Below are 18,400 nucleotides of genomic sequence, written 5' to 3'. Positions count from 1 at the left end.
CTGTGTATACTATAACAAAACCGTTCGTTTCTTTCAAGAAGAAAATGCAAAATTAGTGCATTTTTTCATGCTTTATTAATGACTTAGCGGTTCTTGTGCCGCTCTTTTCGAATTTGTTTTTTCCAGTATCTATTTCCTTGTGAAAGGAAACTCTTTTTTGTGAGAGCAGAGACTTCCTGATTACATTCCTGACCATTTTTCACGATGTTTGAGAACATCTGTAAATAGTTGGTGACGACAAATAATGCCGGTGAATGCGTAATCACAAAATAAGAACCAATATTGAAACTGCCGCGATAATGATAACCATGGCGCTGCGCCCAGAAGGCCACTACTTCATTGGAATGCTGACAAACCTTTGGTTCATACTCTTCACAAAAGGCCATCGTATAAATATTGAGATCTTTCGTCCGGACCCCTTCAATGCGATCAAAGAATTCCAAAAGCGTAGATGGAATGGATCCCGTTGTTAGTGTATAGGCAAAAACGATTGCATCATAATTACGCAATGTCCCCGGGTCAAAGGTCACACTGTTTTCGACCTTAGAATCAATATTACAGCGTTTGTCAAAAAAGACATTGAGTTTATCGCAAAACAAATCCATCGTTGCACCAGCATGTTTGAGCGATGCTTTAAGGACGAGGACGTTCATGATCGACACCTCCAAACAGTTTTAAAACATCATCTAACTCTTCTTCCTGACAGAAATACGTATCAATATTCGTAAAGGAATAAGGCAAAGATGAAGCCACTAAATACTTTTTAAAAGAAGCCTGCTCCTGCTCTGTGATATCCCCATAGCCGATGACTAGCAGCTGCTTTTTCTTCTTGGCTTTGCCATTGCGGCTCGTGGTATCCCCATCCGCAACATAGCCAGCCTGCGCATTGCAGACTTCACGTTCAATAATTTTTTTAAAAGCCAGATCGAATTCCCCGTAACGAATGCGGGAAATATAAATAATCAAAGGAATCTGCGCGCTCCACTTAGAAATGATGGTCATATCATCCTGAAAGCGGCATTGCCCATTGTTTTTGAGACATTCCAGACCGCCGGTACAGCGGGCAAACTGGACATTATGTAAATCAACGATCACAGATTCATTGAATAAGTGTTCAGGAATACTGCAATCGGCAATAACAAGACTTTTCATATGCTTTCTCTCCTCGATAAATATATTATAGGGGATCACAGGCAAAATGAAAAGGGCTTTTATAGCCCTTTCATTAGTCGCGTTTACGACAGATAATATGAATAGGTGTTCCTTCAAAGCCAAACGCTTCCCGCAGTTTGTTTTCCAGATAACGTTTATAACTGAAATGCAGGAATTTTGGATCATTGACAAAGAGCACAAAAGTTGGCGGATTAATCGCAACCTGGTTGCCGTAGTAAATCTTTAAACGGCCGCCTTCGAAATTTGAGGTAGGATTCATCGCCTGTGCATCAATGAGCACATCATTAAGTACACTTGTCGAGACACGTTTACGCTGATTTTCATAAGCTTCTAAAATCAAATCAAATAAGGTATCCACGCGGGAGCCTTGCTTCGCGGAAACGAAAGCAATACGGGCATAATCGAGATACTTGAAATCTTCACGTAATTTCTTTGTCATCTTGGCCATCGTCTTTTCATCTTTCGTGACTAAGTCCCATTTATTGACCACTAAGACCACGCCTTTTCCTGATTCATGGGCATAACCGGCAATATGTTTATCCTGTTCGATAATACCGCGTTCCCCATCCACTAACACTAAGATGACATCACTTTTTTCAATCGCACTGAGCGCACGTAATACGGAATACTTTTCAACGTTTTCATAAACCTTGCCGCGCTTACGCATCCCGGCGGTGTCGATCACGCGATAACGCTGACCATCTTTTTCAAAAGCTGTATCGATGGCATCACGGGTCGTCCCTTCAATATCTGAAACGATGACGCGTTCTTCACCTAATAAAGCATTGGTTAAGGAAGATTTTCCTACATTTGGGCGACCAATCAGCGAGAAACGAATTTCTCCTTCATGATCATCCTCTTCTTCATCCGGCAATAACGCAATAACTTCATCTAAGACATCGCCGACCCCAATCCCATGGCTTGATGAAACAGGAATAGGATCACCGACTCCTAAAGCATAGAAATCATAGATGGCATCTCTAAAGTTCACATCATCAATTTTATTAACCGCTAAAACAACGGGTTTCTTGGATTTCTGTAAAATCCGGGCCACCAGTTCATCTTCTGGTAATACCCCTTCACGGCCGTTAACAACAAAAATAATCACGTCCGCTTCTTCAATGGCAATTTCTGCCTGCATACGAATCTCTTTCACAAAATCACGCTGGGCTAATTCGATCCCGCCCGTATCGATGACACTAAAATCTCTGGTGAGCCATGAAGCGTGCGCATAAATACGATCGCGTGTGACTCCCGGGGTGTCTTCGACAATGGACACACGTTCCCCGACAATTCTGTTAAAGAGTGTTGACTTACCTACGTTGGCTCTTCCGACAATCGCTACAACGCCTTTCCTCATCACTCATCATTCCTTTCTTACGCTACTCTGGCAGAGACTAAGTCCATGACATGAGCAACGACTTCATCTAAAGTCATATCCGATGTGTCTAATTCAATCGCATCATCGGCTTTTTTTAGTGGTGATACTTCACGTGTCATATCGGCATGATCACGATCCGCAATCTCCTTTTTAATTTCTTCTAAATCGCTAGGAATACCTCTTTCTAAGTTTTCCTTATGACGGCGCAGCGCGCGGCATTCAATGGAAGCGACCTGATAGATCTTTAATTCTGCATGTGGTAAAACGACGGTACCAATATCACGGCCATCTAAGATCACGCCTCCGCCCTTTGCGAGTTCACGCTGCTGCGAAACTAAGAAAGAACGTACTTTCGCATAAGAAGAGACGATCGAAGCGCCCATTGACACTTCATTAGCACGGATTGAAGAAGTGACATCTTCATCATTTAAGGTCACTCTTCCCCCTGGCAGCATCCCGATCTTAATATCCTTTAATAAAGCATTCACAGCTTCTTCGTCATGAAAATTGACATTATGACGCAGCGCATAATAAGCGACGCAGCGATACATCGCGCCGGTATCAATATATGTATAACCTAAATTGTGGGCCACCATTTTCGCAATAGTGGACTTGCCAGCCGCCGCTGGTCCATCAATAGCAATCGAAATTTTCTTCATAAAGATCTCCTTTTAAATAATACTCTTGATTGTATAGGCAATAAAAATCATTACCACAATCATTAAGATAATGACAATCACATCTAAGATGTGAGAAATCACACTCTTTTTTGAAGACGCAGCCGGCGCCTTTGACGGACGCTTGAGTGTTTCTTTTGACGCTTTGGCAGCTTTGGCTTTCTGCGCTTCTTTTTCCGCCTTTTGCGCCTGTTTAGCCGCTTCTTCCGTAGCTTTGCGAGCTGTTTTTTCCTGCTTTTTGAGCGCTTTGATCTCTTTTTTGGATAATACCGTTGGCTGTTTTTCCGTGAGATCAATCGCCTTCTTTTCAAAAGCGGAATCATCTACTTCATTTAAAGGCTTTTCTTCTTTCTTGACTTCCGGTTTGATCGGCCCTTTTTCTGCTTTCACTTCTTCAATGGGCGCTGTTTCGCCATGCACATCATGCCCGGTTGAAAAATCCTGGGTATTGAACTGCTGTAAGTCCACCTGTTCCTGGGTCGCATCGGCTTTTAAACGATTGAGAATATCCATTTTGGTATCATAATCATTTTTCGCTTTCATGCTTTTTAACGCCGAGGTAACCGCCTCATCATTTTTTAATGTATCATAACTTAAGGGATGTAATTCCTCTTCTTCCTCTTCATCTTTTTTCATAAATGAAAGGAAATCATCATCGTTATCGGTGACTTCTACATCCACTTCTTCGCCCTCACGGGCACTTTCTCGGTAATTTCTAAATTTATCTGTTCGTGTTTCTTTACTCATTTTCCTCACCTAACACCTACTATATCACAAAGATTATTGAAAATACACTTTTAAATTCATCCCCAATAGGCTATAATTGTAAATGTAAATTATTCTTATTAGGAGGTTTAACTTATGGTTAAAGTAAATGAAAATTGTATCGGTTGCGGTGCTTGTACTGCAGTTTGCCCTGATGTCTTCGATTTAAATGATGACGGTGTTGCTTACAACACTTTAGGTGATGACATCCCTGCAGATCTTATGGATTCTGTCAAAGAAGCTGCAGAAGGCTGCCCAGTAGAAGCAATCGAAGTTGAATAATCATAGGAAACCACCGGAAATCCGGTGGTCTTTTTTACTTATTTTTCTTTTTGGTGGCTAAATTCGTTAACACGCGCACTTCATGCACCGTCAAACGGCGATACATGCCTGGTTCCATGCCTTTTAAATCAATATCACCAATCATCATCCGATGCAGTCTTTTGACTTCATGACCCATGCTTTCAAACATTTTCTTCACCTGACGGTTCTTGCCTTCCTGCAGGCGGATCATTAACATTGTCACGCCATTATTGTAGCCATTGATTTTAATCCGGCAAGGCAAGGTTTTCGTTCCTTCTAAATAAATGCCTTTTTCCATCGTCTTGCGTTCCTGATCGGTAAAGTTTCCGGCTACGACCACTTCATAGATCTTCGAGACATGGGAAGAAGGATGCATCATTAAATTTGCAAAGTTCCCATCATTAGTCATAAAGAGAGCACCCGTCGTATCATAGTCTAATCGTCCCACCGGATAAACGCGGGCATCGACATCTTTAAAGAAATCCGCCACACAGACGCGGCCTTTTTCATCATGCATCGTGGTGACAACCCCTTTAGGTTTATAAAACAGATAATACTGCTTTTCTTCCTTGTTAACGAGTTTGCCATCGACCATGATCGTGTCACTGCCATCAACCTTCGTACCTAAGGTATCGCAGACGACGCCATTGACTTTGACGCGTCCCTGTTTGATTAACTCTTCCGCTTTACGGCGTGAGGCGACCCCCGCCTGGGCGATCACTTTTTGTAAACGTTCCATTATTTTTCTCCTTTAATAAAGGGGACAAGTTTTTCGGCATCGACATAGCCTTTACGATAAAGCGTATATAATGCCTGCTTATCTTTCGTCAGCGTGGACATATCACCAATCGTATCAGGAGCGACAATCACTGCTTTCCCCTGTTTTTCTAATTCTTTTGCGAAGGCAACGCCTTCATTGTAGCGCTGCGCTCTTAAACGTAAGTTTTTCGCAGCTAACGGATCAATACGATCTAAAATTTTCGCATTCAGCTCATCATCTTTCGCATCACGGATGGTATCACGCGGTTTCGTTAAGATGACGACGACTTTATCACAGCCATCTTCTAACATCTTTTTAACTGGCACAGGATCCGCTAAGCCCCCATCATAATAAGGGATACCATCAATTTCTACCGGTTTACAAACGACTGGTAAACAGCAGGATGCGGAAAAGATTTTATAATAATCCTGTTTCATATCACTTTTATCAAAGTAATGCGCTGTGCCGTTTTTGGCATCGTAAGCGAGCACTTTGAAAATTGCCGGATTCTTCACTAACTGAGCATAATCCAAGGGATTTTCTCCATCATGATTAGAAAGCTCTCCATAGATATAATCAAAATCAATATAAGAGCCATCTTTCACAAAATTCTTCATCGACATGTATTCTTCACGGAAACAGTAATCAATGAAGAACGCATAATTACGATGGACCTGATGGGCATAAAAAGAAGCCAAATTGGCACTGCCGGCAGAAATGCCAATACCATAGTCAAAAGTAAGCTGGTGTTCCAGACAGTAATCAAAAACGCCAGCACCATAAATATCGCGGGTTCCGCCCCCTACATCTAAGACTCCAATCATCTTATCACCTCGTTATAATCTTCATAGCCATGTTTTGTTTTGATGAGTGCTAAAGTCTCATCTAAGCCATGTTCACTTAAATATGTCAGTAAATAGGCCAGGACTTTTTTTGTCTCTGGGTGGAGAATATAGTAGGCTTGACCACGTTGAAAATATTTTAACGGATAGCTATCATCGTAGGCTTTGCCCTGATAAATCATGCTCGCAGCCACGCGATCACAAAACATTTCTTCGACATACCGATAAGGCATCTTGGCTGGTTTTGGTCCTTCTTTCGTAAAGTCCACCCAAAATTCCCAGTGATGTTTATTCCGTCCTTTATGATGCAGCCAGGCTAAGGAATAGCCCTTTTCGTTGCGTTCCGCCGCATTGGGAGAATAGGTCCCCTGGTAATAATGCACGCCGGTTTTAAATTCCGTCCAGGAATATTTGGAAAGATCGTGTAAGAGTCCCTGCTTATATAAACCAATGCGAAAACAAAGCTGTCCTACTTTGATCTTATGATGTGTAATTGTCTTAAAATGTAACCATGCTTTCATAGAAATTCTCCTGATTGATAGTATACACATTTCACTTCAATAGTCAAATCACTTTCAATATCTTTCATCTATGTTATAATATCTTTATCTTTCAAGTAAATGAGGTGACATCATGCCATTTAAAGTCCAGATTGATACGAATATAGATTTTAAAAGTAAAGATATCGAAGATTTACAAAACAGCATTAAAGTATTACAGACAACTTTTAACCAGGCGCAGGAAGTGCTCTATCATCACTTTTTAGGGCGCCGCAGTTTAACCTTTGCCTTAGGCCTCGCTCTATCATGCCTATTACTTTATGCAATCTCACACGCGATGTTCTTTGTCTATGCAGCCTTAATCAGTGCCGCGATCATCTTTATTGGCTCCCTGCTTATCGCATCATTAGTCACATCGATGATTCGTCGCCAGCTTAACGCCCGCATTGAGCTCATTAAAAAGCGCATTGAAGTGTTAAAAAGAAAACAGGAATACAATAATTAGAGGACAGCGTTATGCGCTGTCCTTTACTTCTTCCTGATATTTTGTATTAAAGATATCATCACTATCAAAATCAGATGACATTTCTTCTAATTCTGGTAATTCATCTAGACTCGCTAATTTAAAGGCATCCATAAACGTCTGAGTGACCCCATAGAGAATCGGTTTCCCCGGTGATTCCTCACGGCCTACTTCTTTAATCATCGCTTTCGCTAATAACTTACGAATCATCGATTCACAGCCCACCCCGCGAATCTCTTCGATATGAACTCTTGTGATCGGCTGATAGTAAGCGATAATGGCTAACGTTTCAAGCGCTGATTTCGATAAACGCAAATGATTCTGCTTGATCATTTTCGCATAGTAAGCCTCATGCTTAACAAGCGTGACCATCTTATAACAACCGCCATAATTCACAATTTGAAAACCTTTGATTGGCTTTTGATCATAATAGTCTAATAACTGTTTAAGATATTCACGGGCTTCTTTTTTCGAGATCTCTAAAACCGCCATAATCTGTTTGAGGGTCATTCCCTCATCGCCAGCAAGGAAGATCATGCCTTCAATGATTGATAAATATTCATTTGTCTGCATTTTAAAGCCTTCCTTTCAGATAGATTTTATCAAAGTTTGCGTCTTGGGAAATATCCAGTTTACGATTTTTCACAAGCACTAACACACTTAAAAAAGTGACAATCGCAAAGTAACGGTCCCCTTTATCAAATAATGCATCAAAATTCACCGTTTCCCCGCGATGCATTTTAAAGTATTCCTCAATTTGTTCACAGCGCTCATCAATACTGATTTCCACCTTTGTGATTTTCGATTCTAACGGCTGCATGTAAGCTTTACGCTGTAAAACTTTCTGCATCGCCGCCACTAAATCATACACTTCCAGATCATCCGGAATCGTTTCTTCTAAATCATCGGTAAAAGTAGACAGTGTCGGCATCTTCGCATATTCAGCTTGTCGGCTTTCATAAGCATTATTCAATTCATCTAACACCTGATTGATCTGATTTTTTTCAATCAGGCGTCGAATCATCGCCTTTTTCTTTTCTTCATAGTCGTCTTCTTCATCGATTTGTTCCTTCGGTAAAAGCAAACGGCTTTTCATTTCAATCAGCCAGGCAGCCATCACTAAATATTCCGACATTGCTTCTAACTGACTAGGATCCATCGTCTGAATATAGGTCAGATACTGATCACAAATGACCGCCACATCCAGATCTAATAAATCCATATCATGTTCTTTAATTAAATGCAGTAAAAGATCTAATGGTCCCGTGAACTGATCTAATGTGACCTGATATTCCATAATGCACCCCCTCGCCTTATTGTATAGAAATTTACGAATCAGTGCAAATTAATTATTGACGATATTGCGATCAATACCATCCATATAAGCGGTAATGTTTTCATAAACTTCATCACAAAGCAGGCTTCTTGCCTCAACACTCGCCCAGCCGGCGTGAGGCGATAATAATAACTTATGAGGATCAGCCTGATAGAGCGGTGAGTTTAATGGTAAAGGTTCCTCTTCAAAGACGTCTAAGCCCGCCGCCGCTAGCTGATTGCCGTTTAATGCTTTGGCTAATGCCTCTTCATCAACGATTGGTCCTCTCGCCACATTGATGAGAATAGCAGAAGACTTCATCTTTTCAAAAGCGTCTTCATCAAAAAGATGTCTGGTCTTTTCCGTTAAAGGACAGTGAATACTGATGATATCACTGATTTCTAATAAACGATCAAAATCAAGGCAAGGATAAGATTCATGCCGTTTGACGCCGCTCACCGAAGTGTAGACCACCTGCGCGCCTAAGGCGGTGGCCACGCTGGCTACTTTACGGCCGATATGGCCTAAACCGACAATCCCCCAGGTCAGATGGGAGAAAGAATGAAAAGGCAGCTTAAAATAAGAGAACTGACCATCTTTGGCATACTGACCGCTTTTAACATAGGTATCATAATCATGAATATGAAGATTGAGATCTAATGCCATGCCAATCGTTAACTGGGCGACCGCATCGGTCGAATAACCTGAGACATTGCAGACTTTGATGCCTTTTTCTTTCGCATAAGCGAGATCAACATTATTTGTGCCGGTGGCCGTTAAACAAATTAGTTTCAGAGACAGGCAGGCATCGATGATCTCTTTGGTGAAGAGATTCTTATTAGTAATGACAATATTCGCCTGTCTGATCGCCTCTAAAAGATGTTCCTGATCCATATAGTCATAATAAGTGATATCACAGAAGTCACTAAAGCGGCTTAAATCCATATCTTCACCAAGGCTTTTGGTCTGTAAGAAAACAATGCGCGAAACGCAGCGTGCTAATAATTCGCGAATGCCTATTTCGTCATAACCTTTAAATAAGGTGCCTAAGGCATAAGCTTTAGGATCATCATCTTCACTCATTTCCACAAAAGAAGCATAAAGATCTCCATCATGAACATCGAAATGCATGGTCTTATGGATAAATGCCATTGATAAAGCCTTAGAAATAAGGGATTCATAGGATTTATAATCCTTCCCAAAAGTTTCCATAAAGTGATGATCCTGTTTGATAAAACCTCGTAATAATGCCCCTAAATGTGTGCAGGACGGATAATCGACACCTTCATAACAGTATAAGGGTAATACATAATTATAAAGGGACATGGGGACTTCTGCCCCATATCCTTTGGTAAAACTCTCTAATAGTTTTAAAATCTTTTTTTCATCATTCAAGCGCATAGTCACCCTCCATTAAATAGACTTCCAGACGGGTACGATCCGTTTTGATGCGATCGATATAGAAAGTAAAGCAGACCGTCATCCGTCCATTGAGATAGTCATATTTAAGTAAATTATAAGATAAATATTTGCTTTTGTCTTCACTTAAACCGCCGCCGGTCGCACTGCCGGCTGAAATAATATATGTATTATCTCTTTTAATGAAGAATGGCACATGTTTATGTCCATGGAGAACATACTTGATATGCCGTCTTTTCAGCCAGGCATAAAACGAAGCGGAATCGACTAAAGCTTTCGAAGTATCTAATAATTTCCCGAGGACATATTTTTCTTTGAAAGTAATCTTTAAGAATTCTGATTTCTCACATTTGCAGACATGATGGTGTAATAAAGCGACTAAGGTATAGTCTTCTAAATGATCAACCGTTGAGAGTTCTTCATCAATTTCATAAAGCTGCCGTCTTCCGACCTTCCCGCGCGCTAAGGAGCCTTCGGAGTTAGAATCAATCTTAATGAGAATCACATGATCATCTTCTAAGATCTTCAGTTTTTCCCCTAATAAATAAGCAATCACCTTAGACTTCTGTCCGCCGGCTAAGTTTAAGCCATTAACGATCATATCATGGTTACCCAAAACAAAAGTTAAATCCGTATGATAACGTTTTTTCATACCGGTCATAAAATCATTGGCTACATACATATTCTTTTTACTTGGCGAATTCATCAAATCCCCAGTAACCACGGTTTTTAATTTATGGTCACTATGCAGATAATCCATTAAGGTATTAAGCGAATCATAAAGGGTCATCAAATGTTTCTCCTTACGCTCTGGCCCTAAGTGTAAATCACTTAAGTGTAAGTAATAAGAAGCATGGGTCCGGTTAACGTCCCAGAGATAATCGGAATGGATAAAGTCTTCTAATTTATGAATATCCGCTTCCACGCGCATCGGATAAAAGACATGTTTGCCTTTCGTAAATACTAAGGCACCAGGCCATTTATCGATATTGACAATCGCTTCTAAAAGGCCGGGAAAAGGATCACTGACGGTTAAGTAAGATTCAGTGATCTTATAGTAAATCTGAGTTAACATGACATTTTGATCTTTTAATTGAAAAATCGGCCATGGATCCTGGTTCACGCCTGGAAAGAATAAAACATGAATCCGATCCTGATACTGTTTACGAATGGTCTTGATTTGTTCACTGACATTCATATGTAATAAATGATCGAGATCTTCTAAATTTTTACACTGCTTCGCTAAGTTAAACATCGTTTCATCAATAAGGTTCATAAAGGGAATAATGATATCATGATGAAAAAGCCATTCCCGCAGTGTACAAAAATGTTCATACGTATCCATGAAACTGCGTCGATAACCACCTTCACTGCCATAAATAATATTATAAAATGCATTGATACATTCAAATTCAGTCATTTTTACATCACTCCTAATATTATTTTAACATTTTAAAGACAAGAAAAAAGGACAATTGAATGTCCTTTAAAAATTTAGAATTTTAAGTTTCTTGGTGTTCTTGGGAATGGTTCAACATCACGGATATTACCCATGCCAGTCAGATACATTAACAGACGGTCAAAGCCTAACCCAAAACCAGCATGTTTACAGCCGCCATAACGACGTAAGTCCATATACCACTGGAGGGTTTCTTTGTTCATGCCTTTTTCATCCATAATCTTTTCTAAGACATCATAACGTTCTTCACGCTGTGAACCGCCGACTAATTCACCGATCCCAGGCACTAATAAGTCACAAGCCGCCACAGTTTTGCCATCATCATTGAGGCGCATATAGAAGGCTTTGATTTCTTTTGGATAATCCGTTAAGAAAACAGGACCCTTCACGATCTGTTCACAGATGTAACGTTCATGTTCGGCATTGAGGTCCATACCCCAGTAAATATTACTGTTGTCAAACTTCACATCCGCTTTTTGTAAGTATTCGATCGCTTCGCTGTAAGTCATGCGGGCAAAGTGTGAATCACGCACTTTGGTAATCCGTTTAATACAGTCATGATCAATCCGCTGTTCGAAGAATTTCATTTCTTCTGGGGCATTATCTAAAACATACTGGATGCAGTATTTAACCATGTCTTCAATTAAGTCCATATCATCTTCTAAATCCGCAAAAGCAATTTCCGGTTCTACCATCCAGAATTCGGAAGCATGACGGGTCGTATTAGAATTTTCCGCACGGAAGGCAGGACCGAACGTGTAGACATCTCTAAAAGCCATCGCAAAGGCTTCCACATGAAGCTGACCAGTAACGGTTAAGAAAGCTTCCTTACCAAAGAAATCTTTATCAAATTCAGTGTTATCAATGGTCGTTGCTCTAAACATTTCGCCAGCCCCTTCCCCATCATTAGAAGTAATGATTGGCGTATGTACATAGACAAAGCCCTGAGACTGGAAGAATTCATGAATGGCCATTGATAAAACAGAACGTAATCTGAACATCGCATAGAAAGAGTTCGCTCTTGGTCTTAAATGAGGAATCTCTCTTAAGAATTCAAAAGATGTACGTTTTTTCTGTAATGGATAATCTTCATCACAAGCCCCTTCGACTTCAATGGCTGTCGCTTCAATTTCAAATGGCTGCTTCGCCCCTGGCGTTAATTTAAATTTACCGGTTACATGTAAACTTGAACCCGTTGAAATGTGCGCAACTTCATCCGCATTCTTTAAATTTTCTTTGACATAGACAATCTGGGCATTACGGAAATATGTTCCATCATTTAACGCAATAAAACCAATTTTACCGCTGTTTCGGTTCGTTCTGACCCATCCTTCTAATTCAACATATTCAATGGAATCTGTTTCCATTGGCTGGTTAGACAGAATTGCTTCATATAATTCTCTAATCGTCATAAATTCAAACATTGTTTACTCCTCTTCGCTTGCTTTCGCTTTCATCTTTAACTCTAATTCCTGGATAGCTACCACAACATCGACATTCTGGACTTCGACCCCTTCTGGCACAATAAAGTGATTATGAGTGAAGTCAACGATCCCCTTGATGCCTAAAGCCACTAAACGATCGACAATCGACTGCACATCATCACTGACACATAAAATCGCAATTTTACAGTCTTTTGGGAACGTCTCTTCCAGATCATTGATATCTTTGATTTCTACGCCAAAACGTTCACCAATCATATTCTGATCACGATCATAGGCATAGACAATCTTTCCAACCGTATATTTCCAGCGGTTATATTTTAAAATAGCACTGCCTAAGTTCCCCACCCCGACTAAAATAATCGGTTCATCAAGGCCTAAGCCTAAGACATTACTTAAAGCATCAATAATCAGCTGGGTATCATAGCCATAGCCGCGTTTCCCTAAAGAATTTTCCTGTGGCAAAAAGCCAAAGTCACGACGAATCGTCGTATCCTGAATATGCGTTACTTCCGCTAATTCACTAGAGAGGAAACTTTCTTTACCGCTTTGCCCCATCGTACGTAAAGCTTTCAAATAAATTGGAAAACGGGACATCGTTGCCCGTGAGATGCGCTGTTTCTTTTCACTCATTCGTTATACACCTACACTTTCTTTTTCTAAATCATAATCTGGTTTCACCGAAATATCTAATGGTGAGAATTTTTTGTATTTATACATCACGGAAGCTGCCGAGGCAATCATCGCCGCATTATCCGTGCAGTATTTCATTGGCGGGAAGATCACCGGAATATCACTATTGGCCATCTTTTCGCGTAAGCCTTTATTAGCGGATACTCCGCCCGCTACAATAATTTCTTTCACTTTTAAATCATGCGCAGCTTTTAACGCTTTAGAAGATAACGCTTCAACGGCGACATCCTGGAACGAGCAAGCCAAATCATCCATATTGATCGTTTCTCCACGCTGTTCATATTTATGATTCAAATTAATGACCGCTGATTTTAAGCCGCTAAAACTAAAATTATAACTGCCATCATCTAAGGGAACCGGCAGCTTGTAGCTATGCTTACCGGCGTGCGCCATTTTATCAATGACAGGACCGCCAGGATAAGGCAAGTGGAGCACGCGTCCCACTTTATCGTAAGCTTCCCCAATCGCATCATCAAAAGTCTGCCCGATCACTTCAAACTGGAATTCTGAAGCCATGTAAACAAGCTCCGTATGACCGCCGGAAACCACTAACGCTAAACAAGGATAGTGAATCGTATTTTCAATGGCATTGGCATAAATATGACCAGCAATATGGTGCACGCCAATGAGTGGTTTATGTAACGCAATGGCGAGGGTTTTCGCTTCCTGCATGCCAACATGCAAAGAGCCGACTAAGCCCGGTCCTTTAGTAGCCGCAATCGCATCAATTTCATCAACCGCAATACCGGCTGTCTGCAGTGCTTCTCTTAAGACTGCACTGACACATTCGACATGTTTACGACTGGCAATTTCTGGTACGACCCCGCCATATTGTTTATGAATATCAATTTGTGAGGCAACCACGTTGGCTAAGAGTTCTTTCTGATCTCTTAAAATGGCTACGCTCATTTCATCACAGCTTGATTCAATCGCTAATATCGTTGCCATAAAGGCCTCCTTCTTTAACCATGAGATAAGCATCCTCATGGTTATCTGCATAATAATTCTTTCTGATCGCTTTATTTTTAAAACCTAAGGATTCATAAAGATGAATCGCCGCTTCATTCGAGATGCGCACTTCCAGATCACAGCTTAAACAGCCATGTTCATGCGCCTCTTTTAAACCATAGGTTAATAAAGCGCGCGCCTTTCCCCGGTCACGATGACCCGGCAGGATGCCAATCGTCGTAACGGTCGCATTCTCATAGGTAAACCACATGCCTAAAACGCCAGTAATGCCATCTTCTTCATCAAGGCAATAATAATGAGCAAAAGGATTCGATGTCACTTCATGGACAAAGTCCCGAATACTCCAATGGGAAGTAGGAAAGCAGGCATGTTCAACTTTCATCACATCTTCAATATCATCTAACCCCAGTGGTCTTAATACCATTTCTTCTTTGCCTCAACATCTTTAATGTAGGTTGGCACTAAAAGATCCACCTGTTCAATCGGTTTCACTTGTTGACCTAAATCATATATTGCGCTCACTAAATCTACGTCAACATTTGGTAAATCAAGAGCTTTTAATTCCCCTACGAGGGCATAATCAGGATATTTTTCCTGCAGCGCCGCTAACTCTTCATGCGTCAGCAGCATTTCTTTCGTTAATGGCTGACCATCTTCATAAACGCAGGCAAAGACTTTCTTAGAGCGGGCATCAATAATGGCAATCTTTTTTCCATCAGCGCCATAAGCCGCTAACGAAGAAATCGTTTTGATTTTCACATTGCTAATCACCGCTAACGTTTTCGCAATCGTCATCGCCACGCGCACCCCGGTATAAGAACCCGGTCCTTTGGTGATAATCATTTCATCGACGTCACGTAATTCAATATGCGCCTCTTCACATAACGCATTGAGTACTGGAATCGCCTCTTCACTTTGCCGTTTAGAGCCAATCATCTGCTTATTGGCAATGAGTTGGCCATCCTGATAAATGCCAACCGCTAAATACTGGTTGGATGTATCCATCACAATTGTCGTCATGCTTCCAGTTCCTCCACTAATTTCTCATAAGCCGCGCCGGTTGGATGGAAAATCAAAGTGCGTGTCCCATCCTCATTTTTCTGAATTTCAATTTCTAAGCGCTGCTTTGGTAAAATATCTTCTATATACATCGGCCATTCAATAACACATAAGCCATCATCATCAAGCATTTCTTCAAAGCCGAGATCATCATCGGCTCCTTCTAAACGATAGGCATCAAAATGATAGAGCATCATCCGCCCTTCATAGCTTTTGACGATCGTAAATGTTGGTGAGTTAATAATTTTATGAATACCGAGGCCTTTTCCGATGCCCTTGGTTAAAGTGGTTTTCCCAGCTCCGAGTTCCCCGGTCATCGTGATGACGCTGTGCGGGAAAATGTGCTGACCGATCTTTTCCCCGAAAGCAATCATTTCGGCCTCATTTTTACAGTTTACCATTTACTGCCTCCTCTCATTGATAAATAAAAGTCATACCATTTTTCCGCAAAGCCGGGACGAAAAGGACCTTCCATATTATTGGTCATATCGATGAGTATTTTTAACTGTTCATGAAAGATATCATCGAGTTTTTCACCATAGCCATAAAACCTTTTATGAGAGGCATATTCGGCTTCATCGAGAACTTTGTAGTGGTAATCAGGAAAGACTTTTAAATCTAAATCATAGTCAATATACTTGAGCGCTTCCCCATCATAGAGGGTTGGCGATGCAATATTACAATAATAAAATACGCCATTTTTACGAATCATACAAATGACGTTATACCATTTATCCTTGGGAAAATAACAGATTGCCGGTTCCCGGGTAAACCAGGTACGGCCATCACTTTCCGTGACTAATGTACGATTATTAATCGAGATAAAATGCTGGGGGGTCTCTTCTAAGATCACCGTATGCGACCAGCAGCGATGTGGCTTTCCATCATGTTTATAACAGTGGATCAGCAATTGCTGACCTGGGTGTGTTTTATTCATGTTTCTACCTCAATTCACTTCATATGCATTATACACGTTTTCCTATGACAAGAAAAGCTTACAAACTAAAAAACCCTGGCAGAAAACTGCCAAGGCGCTTAAGGAAATGTCTGCGGCGTAAACTTAATACTGTTTTTGACCCGCGGATAAACCAGGGCAAAAACAACATACGATAAAATCAAGGTGCCAATATTATAAATGGCATTATAGCCTAATGAGTAAACCCATGGGTTCATCCCCTTAGGCGCATAGGATGCAAAAAGCAGCGCTCCCGATAAAACATGGATGAAATATTTCATCACCATGCTCACCACAATACCGGTATAAAAAGTTCCCTTTTTCAAAGCAATAGAATGAAATAACGGCGCTAACCCTAAAACGGCTAATGGTAACACGTAATCCAGCAAGACTGACCAAGGGCCATAGAATACGGCCAAACCTAAGGCAAACTGCACGGCTGCACAGACCAAGCCAACGATGATGCCATAACCCGGGCCCATTAAATAGGCACAAAGGAAAATCGGCAAGAGCGATAAGGTAATACTCCCGCCTTCAGGCTGTGCAGGAATAATTTTGAATAAGTACTCTAAGACGATGTGCATCGCCACAAATAAAGCCATGTACGACAAAGCTTTGGTGTTGAGTTTCACTTTAAACATATAAATTTCCTCCTTTTCAGGAAGCCAATAGCCAAAAAAGACTCCACGTAGTGTGAAGTCAACGGTTACATGATCGCCTCTCTACGCTGGTATTAACCAGATCAGATCATAAGGGTGTATCTCAGCCACATGGCACCCCTGGCTTCTTTTTCATTATAATCTTATTCTTTTAAAATGCAAACCCTTTCCAATTCTTACTAGACATTCTCTTCGCTCATCTTTTATAATAGTAGCGTTGAGGAGGAAGATAAAATGTCTAAAATTATCGCAGTTAACGCTGGCAGTTCTTCACTGAAATTCCAGCTTTTTGAAATGGATGACGAACATGTCATCACATCCGGGATCGTTGAACGTATCGGGATGGATGATGCCATTTTCACGATCAAATATAATGGAGAAAAAGAAACCAAAACTTTACCTGTACCAACCCATAATGAGGCGGTACAGTTATTACTAGATACCTTAATCGAAAAGAAGATCGTTCATGATCTGACCGATATTAAAGGGATCGGCCACCGGATTGTCCAGGGCGGCAGCTACTTTGATTCATCCGTTGTCATCGACGAAGATGTCAAAGCCAAAATCAAGGAACTCATTCCTTTAGCACCATTACATAATGGTCCTCATTTAATTGGGATCAATGCTTTTGAAAAAGCTATTCCAAGCGCTGGCGCGGTCGCCGTATTCGATACCGCCTTCCATCAGAGCATGCCCCCTAAAAACTATATCTACCCAATTCCTTATGAATATTATACTGATCATGCCATTCGTAAATACGGGGCTCATGGGACATCTCACTACTATGTTTCACAGCGCGTCATTGATTTATTAGGAAACCCTGAACATTCAAATATCATCGTAGCCCATTTAGGCGCTGGCGGCTCTTTAACCGCTGTCAAAGATGGGAAATCCTATGATACATCAATGGGCTTAACCCCATTAGCCGGCATTATGATGGCGACTCGCTGCGGGGATATCGATGCCTCTGTCTTCGATTTCATGGCAGAAAACTTAGGTATGAGTGCCCACGAGATCATCACTACTTTCAATAAAAAATCTGGTTTATTAGGTGTTTCCGGGGTCTCTGGCGATATGCGTGATGTCAAAGCCGCGGCCGAAGAAGGCAATAAACGTGCCCAGTTAGCGATTGAAATCTTTGAAAATCGCGTTGTTGATTACATCGGTCAGTACACTTTTGAATTAGGTCATGTCGATGCCATCGCCTTCACCGCCGGGATTGGCGAAAACTCTGACTTTGTCCGTCATGATATCTTAGCGAAGATCACTGAAGCAACCGGCATCGTCATTGATGAAGATGCTAATAAAAATGGCAAAGGTGAACGTCTGATTACCAAACCAGAATCTAAAATTAAAGTTTTCGTGATCCCAACCGATGAAGAATTAGTCATCGCTCGTGATACGAAACGTTTATTAAACTTATAAAAAAGAGGAAGATGCAGATTTTCTGCATCTTTTTATATTTTCATCATTTTGAATATTATTTCCGAGAATTCATGAATATTC

At 40.9% G+C, this 18,400-nt stretch carries 23 protein-coding genes and 1 riboswitch; of the genes, 3 read left to right on the top strand and 20 right to left on the bottom strand.

Going from position 1 to position 18,400, the window contains the following annotated elements; genetic code table 11:
* Positions 1-83 precede the first annotated feature (83 nt).
* The 5 genes from SG0102_RS05010 to SG0102_RS04990 all read right to left on the bottom strand — a co-directional run bounded on the left by SG0102_RS05010 (position 84) and on the right by SG0102_RS04990 (position 3,978).
* Positions 84-653: a hypothetical protein gene (locus SG0102_RS05010; protein WP_125118942.1), complete on the bottom strand. Its 570-nt coding sequence runs from the start codon at positions 651-653 to the stop codon at positions 84-86.
* Positions 634-1,152, bottom strand: a complete 519-nt coding sequence (locus tag SG0102_RS05005) for a flavodoxin family protein (protein ID WP_125118941.1) — start codon at positions 1,150-1,152, stop codon at positions 634-636. Before SG0102_RS05005 ends, SG0102_RS05010 begins: the two co-directional genes overlap by 20 nt.
* A gap of 73 nt (positions 1,153-1,225) precedes the next feature.
* Complete coding sequence (gene der, locus SG0102_RS05000) at positions 1,226-2,533, bottom strand: ribosome biogenesis GTPase Der (protein ID WP_125118940.1); 1,308 nt, start codon at positions 2,531-2,533, stop codon at positions 1,226-1,228.
* A 17-nt stretch (positions 2,534-2,550) separates the two neighbouring features.
* Positions 2,551-3,213, bottom strand: a complete 663-nt coding sequence (gene cmk, locus SG0102_RS04995) for a (d)CMP kinase (protein WP_125118939.1) — start codon at positions 3,211-3,213, stop codon at positions 2,551-2,553.
* Between the two features lie 12 nt (positions 3,214-3,225).
* Positions 3,226-3,978 (bottom strand): hypothetical protein, encoded by a 753-nt coding sequence (locus SG0102_RS04990; protein WP_125118938.1) that lies wholly within the window; start codon positions 3,976-3,978, stop codon positions 3,226-3,228.
* A 114-nt stretch (positions 3,979-4,092) separates the two neighbouring features.
* Between SG0102_RS04990 and SG0102_RS04985 the strand changes: the two genes are divergently transcribed.
* Positions 4,093-4,278, top strand: coding sequence for a ferredoxin (locus tag SG0102_RS04985; RefSeq protein WP_125118937.1), 186 nt, complete (start codon positions 4,093-4,095; stop codon positions 4,276-4,278).
* Positions 4,279-4,312: 34 nt separating this feature from the next.
* Here SG0102_RS04985 and SG0102_RS04980 read toward each other — a convergent pair whose 3' ends face one another.
* The 3 genes from SG0102_RS04980 to SG0102_RS04970 are packed head-to-tail and all read right to left on the bottom strand — an operon-like array spanning position 4,313 to position 6,422.
* The gene (locus SG0102_RS04980) at positions 4,313-5,038 is read right to left on the bottom strand and encodes a pseudouridine synthase (protein WP_125118936.1); all 726 of its coding nucleotides are present in this window, start codon (positions 5,036-5,038) and stop codon (positions 4,313-4,315) included.
* Entirely contained in the window at positions 5,038-5,883 is an 846-nt protein-coding gene (locus SG0102_RS04975) for a patatin-like phospholipase family protein (protein WP_125118935.1), read from the bottom strand. The genes SG0102_RS04980 and SG0102_RS04975 overlap by 1 nt, the downstream gene beginning before the upstream one ends.
* Positions 5,880-6,422, bottom strand: coding sequence for a DUF5662 family protein (locus tag SG0102_RS04970; RefSeq protein WP_125118934.1), 543 nt, complete (start codon positions 6,420-6,422; stop codon positions 5,880-5,882). Before SG0102_RS04970 ends, SG0102_RS04975 begins: the two co-directional genes overlap by 4 nt.
* Before the next feature lie 112 nt (positions 6,423-6,534).
* On the opposite strand from SG0102_RS04970, the gene SG0102_RS04965 reads away from it, so the two are divergent.
* Positions 6,535-6,906, top strand: coding sequence for a hypothetical protein (locus SG0102_RS04965; RefSeq protein WP_125118933.1), 372 nt, complete (start codon positions 6,535-6,537; stop codon positions 6,904-6,906).
* 9 nt (positions 6,907-6,915) lie between these two features.
* Here the strand turns inward: SG0102_RS04965 and scpB are convergent, their stop codons facing one another.
* From scpB to thiT, 12 genes are all read right to left on the bottom strand, one after another.
* Positions 6,916-7,497: an SMC-Scp complex subunit ScpB gene (scpB, locus tag SG0102_RS04960; protein WP_125118932.1), complete on the bottom strand. Its 582-nt coding sequence runs from the start codon at positions 7,495-7,497 to the stop codon at positions 6,916-6,918.
* Position 7,498: 1 nt separating this feature from the next.
* Entirely contained in the window at positions 7,499-8,221 is a 723-nt protein-coding gene (locus SG0102_RS04955) for a segregation and condensation protein A (protein WP_125118931.1), read from the bottom strand.
* A 48-nt stretch (positions 8,222-8,269) separates the two neighbouring features.
* A complete protein-coding gene (locus tag SG0102_RS04950) occupies positions 8,270-9,640 on the bottom strand; it encodes an NAD(P)-dependent oxidoreductase (RefSeq protein WP_231999859.1) in 1,371 nt (456 codons plus the stop codon).
* Positions 9,627-11,078, bottom strand: coding sequence for a metallophosphoesterase family protein (locus tag SG0102_RS04945; protein ID WP_125118930.1), 1,452 nt, complete (start codon positions 11,076-11,078; stop codon positions 9,627-9,629). The genes SG0102_RS04950 and SG0102_RS04945 overlap by 14 nt, the downstream gene beginning before the upstream one ends.
* A 74-nt stretch (positions 11,079-11,152) precedes the next feature.
* Positions 11,153-12,541, bottom strand: coding sequence for an asparagine--tRNA ligase (gene asnS / locus SG0102_RS04940; protein ID WP_125118929.1), 1,389 nt, complete (start codon positions 12,539-12,541; stop codon positions 11,153-11,155).
* 3 nt (positions 12,542-12,544) lie between these two features.
* Complete coding sequence (locus SG0102_RS04935) at positions 12,545-13,192, bottom strand: redox-sensing transcriptional repressor Rex (RefSeq protein ID WP_125118928.1); 648 nt, start codon at positions 13,190-13,192, stop codon at positions 12,545-12,547.
* A gap of 3 nt (positions 13,193-13,195) precedes the next feature.
* Positions 13,196-14,200: a tRNA (adenosine(37)-N6)-threonylcarbamoyltransferase complex transferase subunit TsaD gene (tsaD, locus tag SG0102_RS04930; protein WP_125118927.1), complete on the bottom strand. Its 1,005-nt coding sequence runs from the start codon at positions 14,198-14,200 to the stop codon at positions 13,196-13,198.
* Positions 14,178-14,645, bottom strand: a complete 468-nt coding sequence (gene rimI / locus SG0102_RS04925) for a ribosomal protein S18-alanine N-acetyltransferase (protein WP_125118926.1) — start codon at positions 14,643-14,645, stop codon at positions 14,178-14,180. The genes tsaD and rimI overlap by 23 nt, the downstream gene beginning before the upstream one ends.
* Positions 14,636-15,241 carry a tRNA (adenosine(37)-N6)-threonylcarbamoyltransferase complex dimerization subunit type 1 TsaB gene (gene tsaB / locus SG0102_RS04920; RefSeq protein ID WP_125118925.1) on the bottom strand — a complete coding sequence of 202 codons (606 nt, stop codon included), beginning with the start codon at positions 15,239-15,241 and terminating at the stop codon, positions 14,636-14,638. Before tsaB ends, rimI begins: the two co-directional genes overlap by 10 nt.
* Positions 15,238-15,681 carry a tRNA (adenosine(37)-N6)-threonylcarbamoyltransferase complex ATPase subunit type 1 TsaE gene (gene tsaE, locus SG0102_RS04915; RefSeq protein WP_125118924.1) on the bottom strand — a complete coding sequence of 148 codons (444 nt, stop codon included), beginning with the start codon at positions 15,679-15,681 and terminating at the stop codon, positions 15,238-15,240. Before tsaE ends, tsaB begins: the two co-directional genes overlap by 4 nt.
* Positions 15,675-16,217: a DUF402 domain-containing protein gene (locus tag SG0102_RS04910; RefSeq protein ID WP_125118923.1), complete on the bottom strand. Its 543-nt coding sequence runs from the start codon at positions 16,215-16,217 to the stop codon at positions 15,675-15,677. The genes tsaE and SG0102_RS04910 overlap by 7 nt, the downstream gene beginning before the upstream one ends.
* Before the next feature lie 98 nt (positions 16,218-16,315).
* Positions 16,316-16,876 carry an energy-coupled thiamine transporter ThiT gene (gene thiT / locus SG0102_RS04905; RefSeq protein ID WP_125118922.1) on the bottom strand — a complete coding sequence of 187 codons (561 nt, stop codon included), beginning with the start codon at positions 16,874-16,876 and terminating at the stop codon, positions 16,316-16,318.
* A gap of 61 nt (positions 16,877-16,937) precedes the next feature.
* A riboswitch (TPP riboswitch) is annotated at positions 16,938-17,026 on the bottom strand.
* 102 nt (positions 17,027-17,128) lie between these two features.
* Between thiT and SG0102_RS04900 the strand changes: the two genes are divergently transcribed.
* Positions 17,129-18,319 carry an acetate/propionate family kinase gene (locus SG0102_RS04900; protein WP_125118921.1) on the top strand — a complete coding sequence of 397 codons (1,191 nt, stop codon included), beginning with the start codon at positions 17,129-17,131 and terminating at the stop codon, positions 18,317-18,319.
* Positions 18,320-18,400 lie beyond the last annotated feature (81 nt).

This window comes from Intestinibaculum porci (assembly GCF_003925875.1).
Taxonomy (GTDB): Bacteria; Bacillota_I; Bacilli_A; order Erysipelotrichales; family Coprobacillaceae; genus Intestinibaculum; species Intestinibaculum porci.
This window is presented reverse-complemented; position numbering and strand designations above follow the sequence as displayed.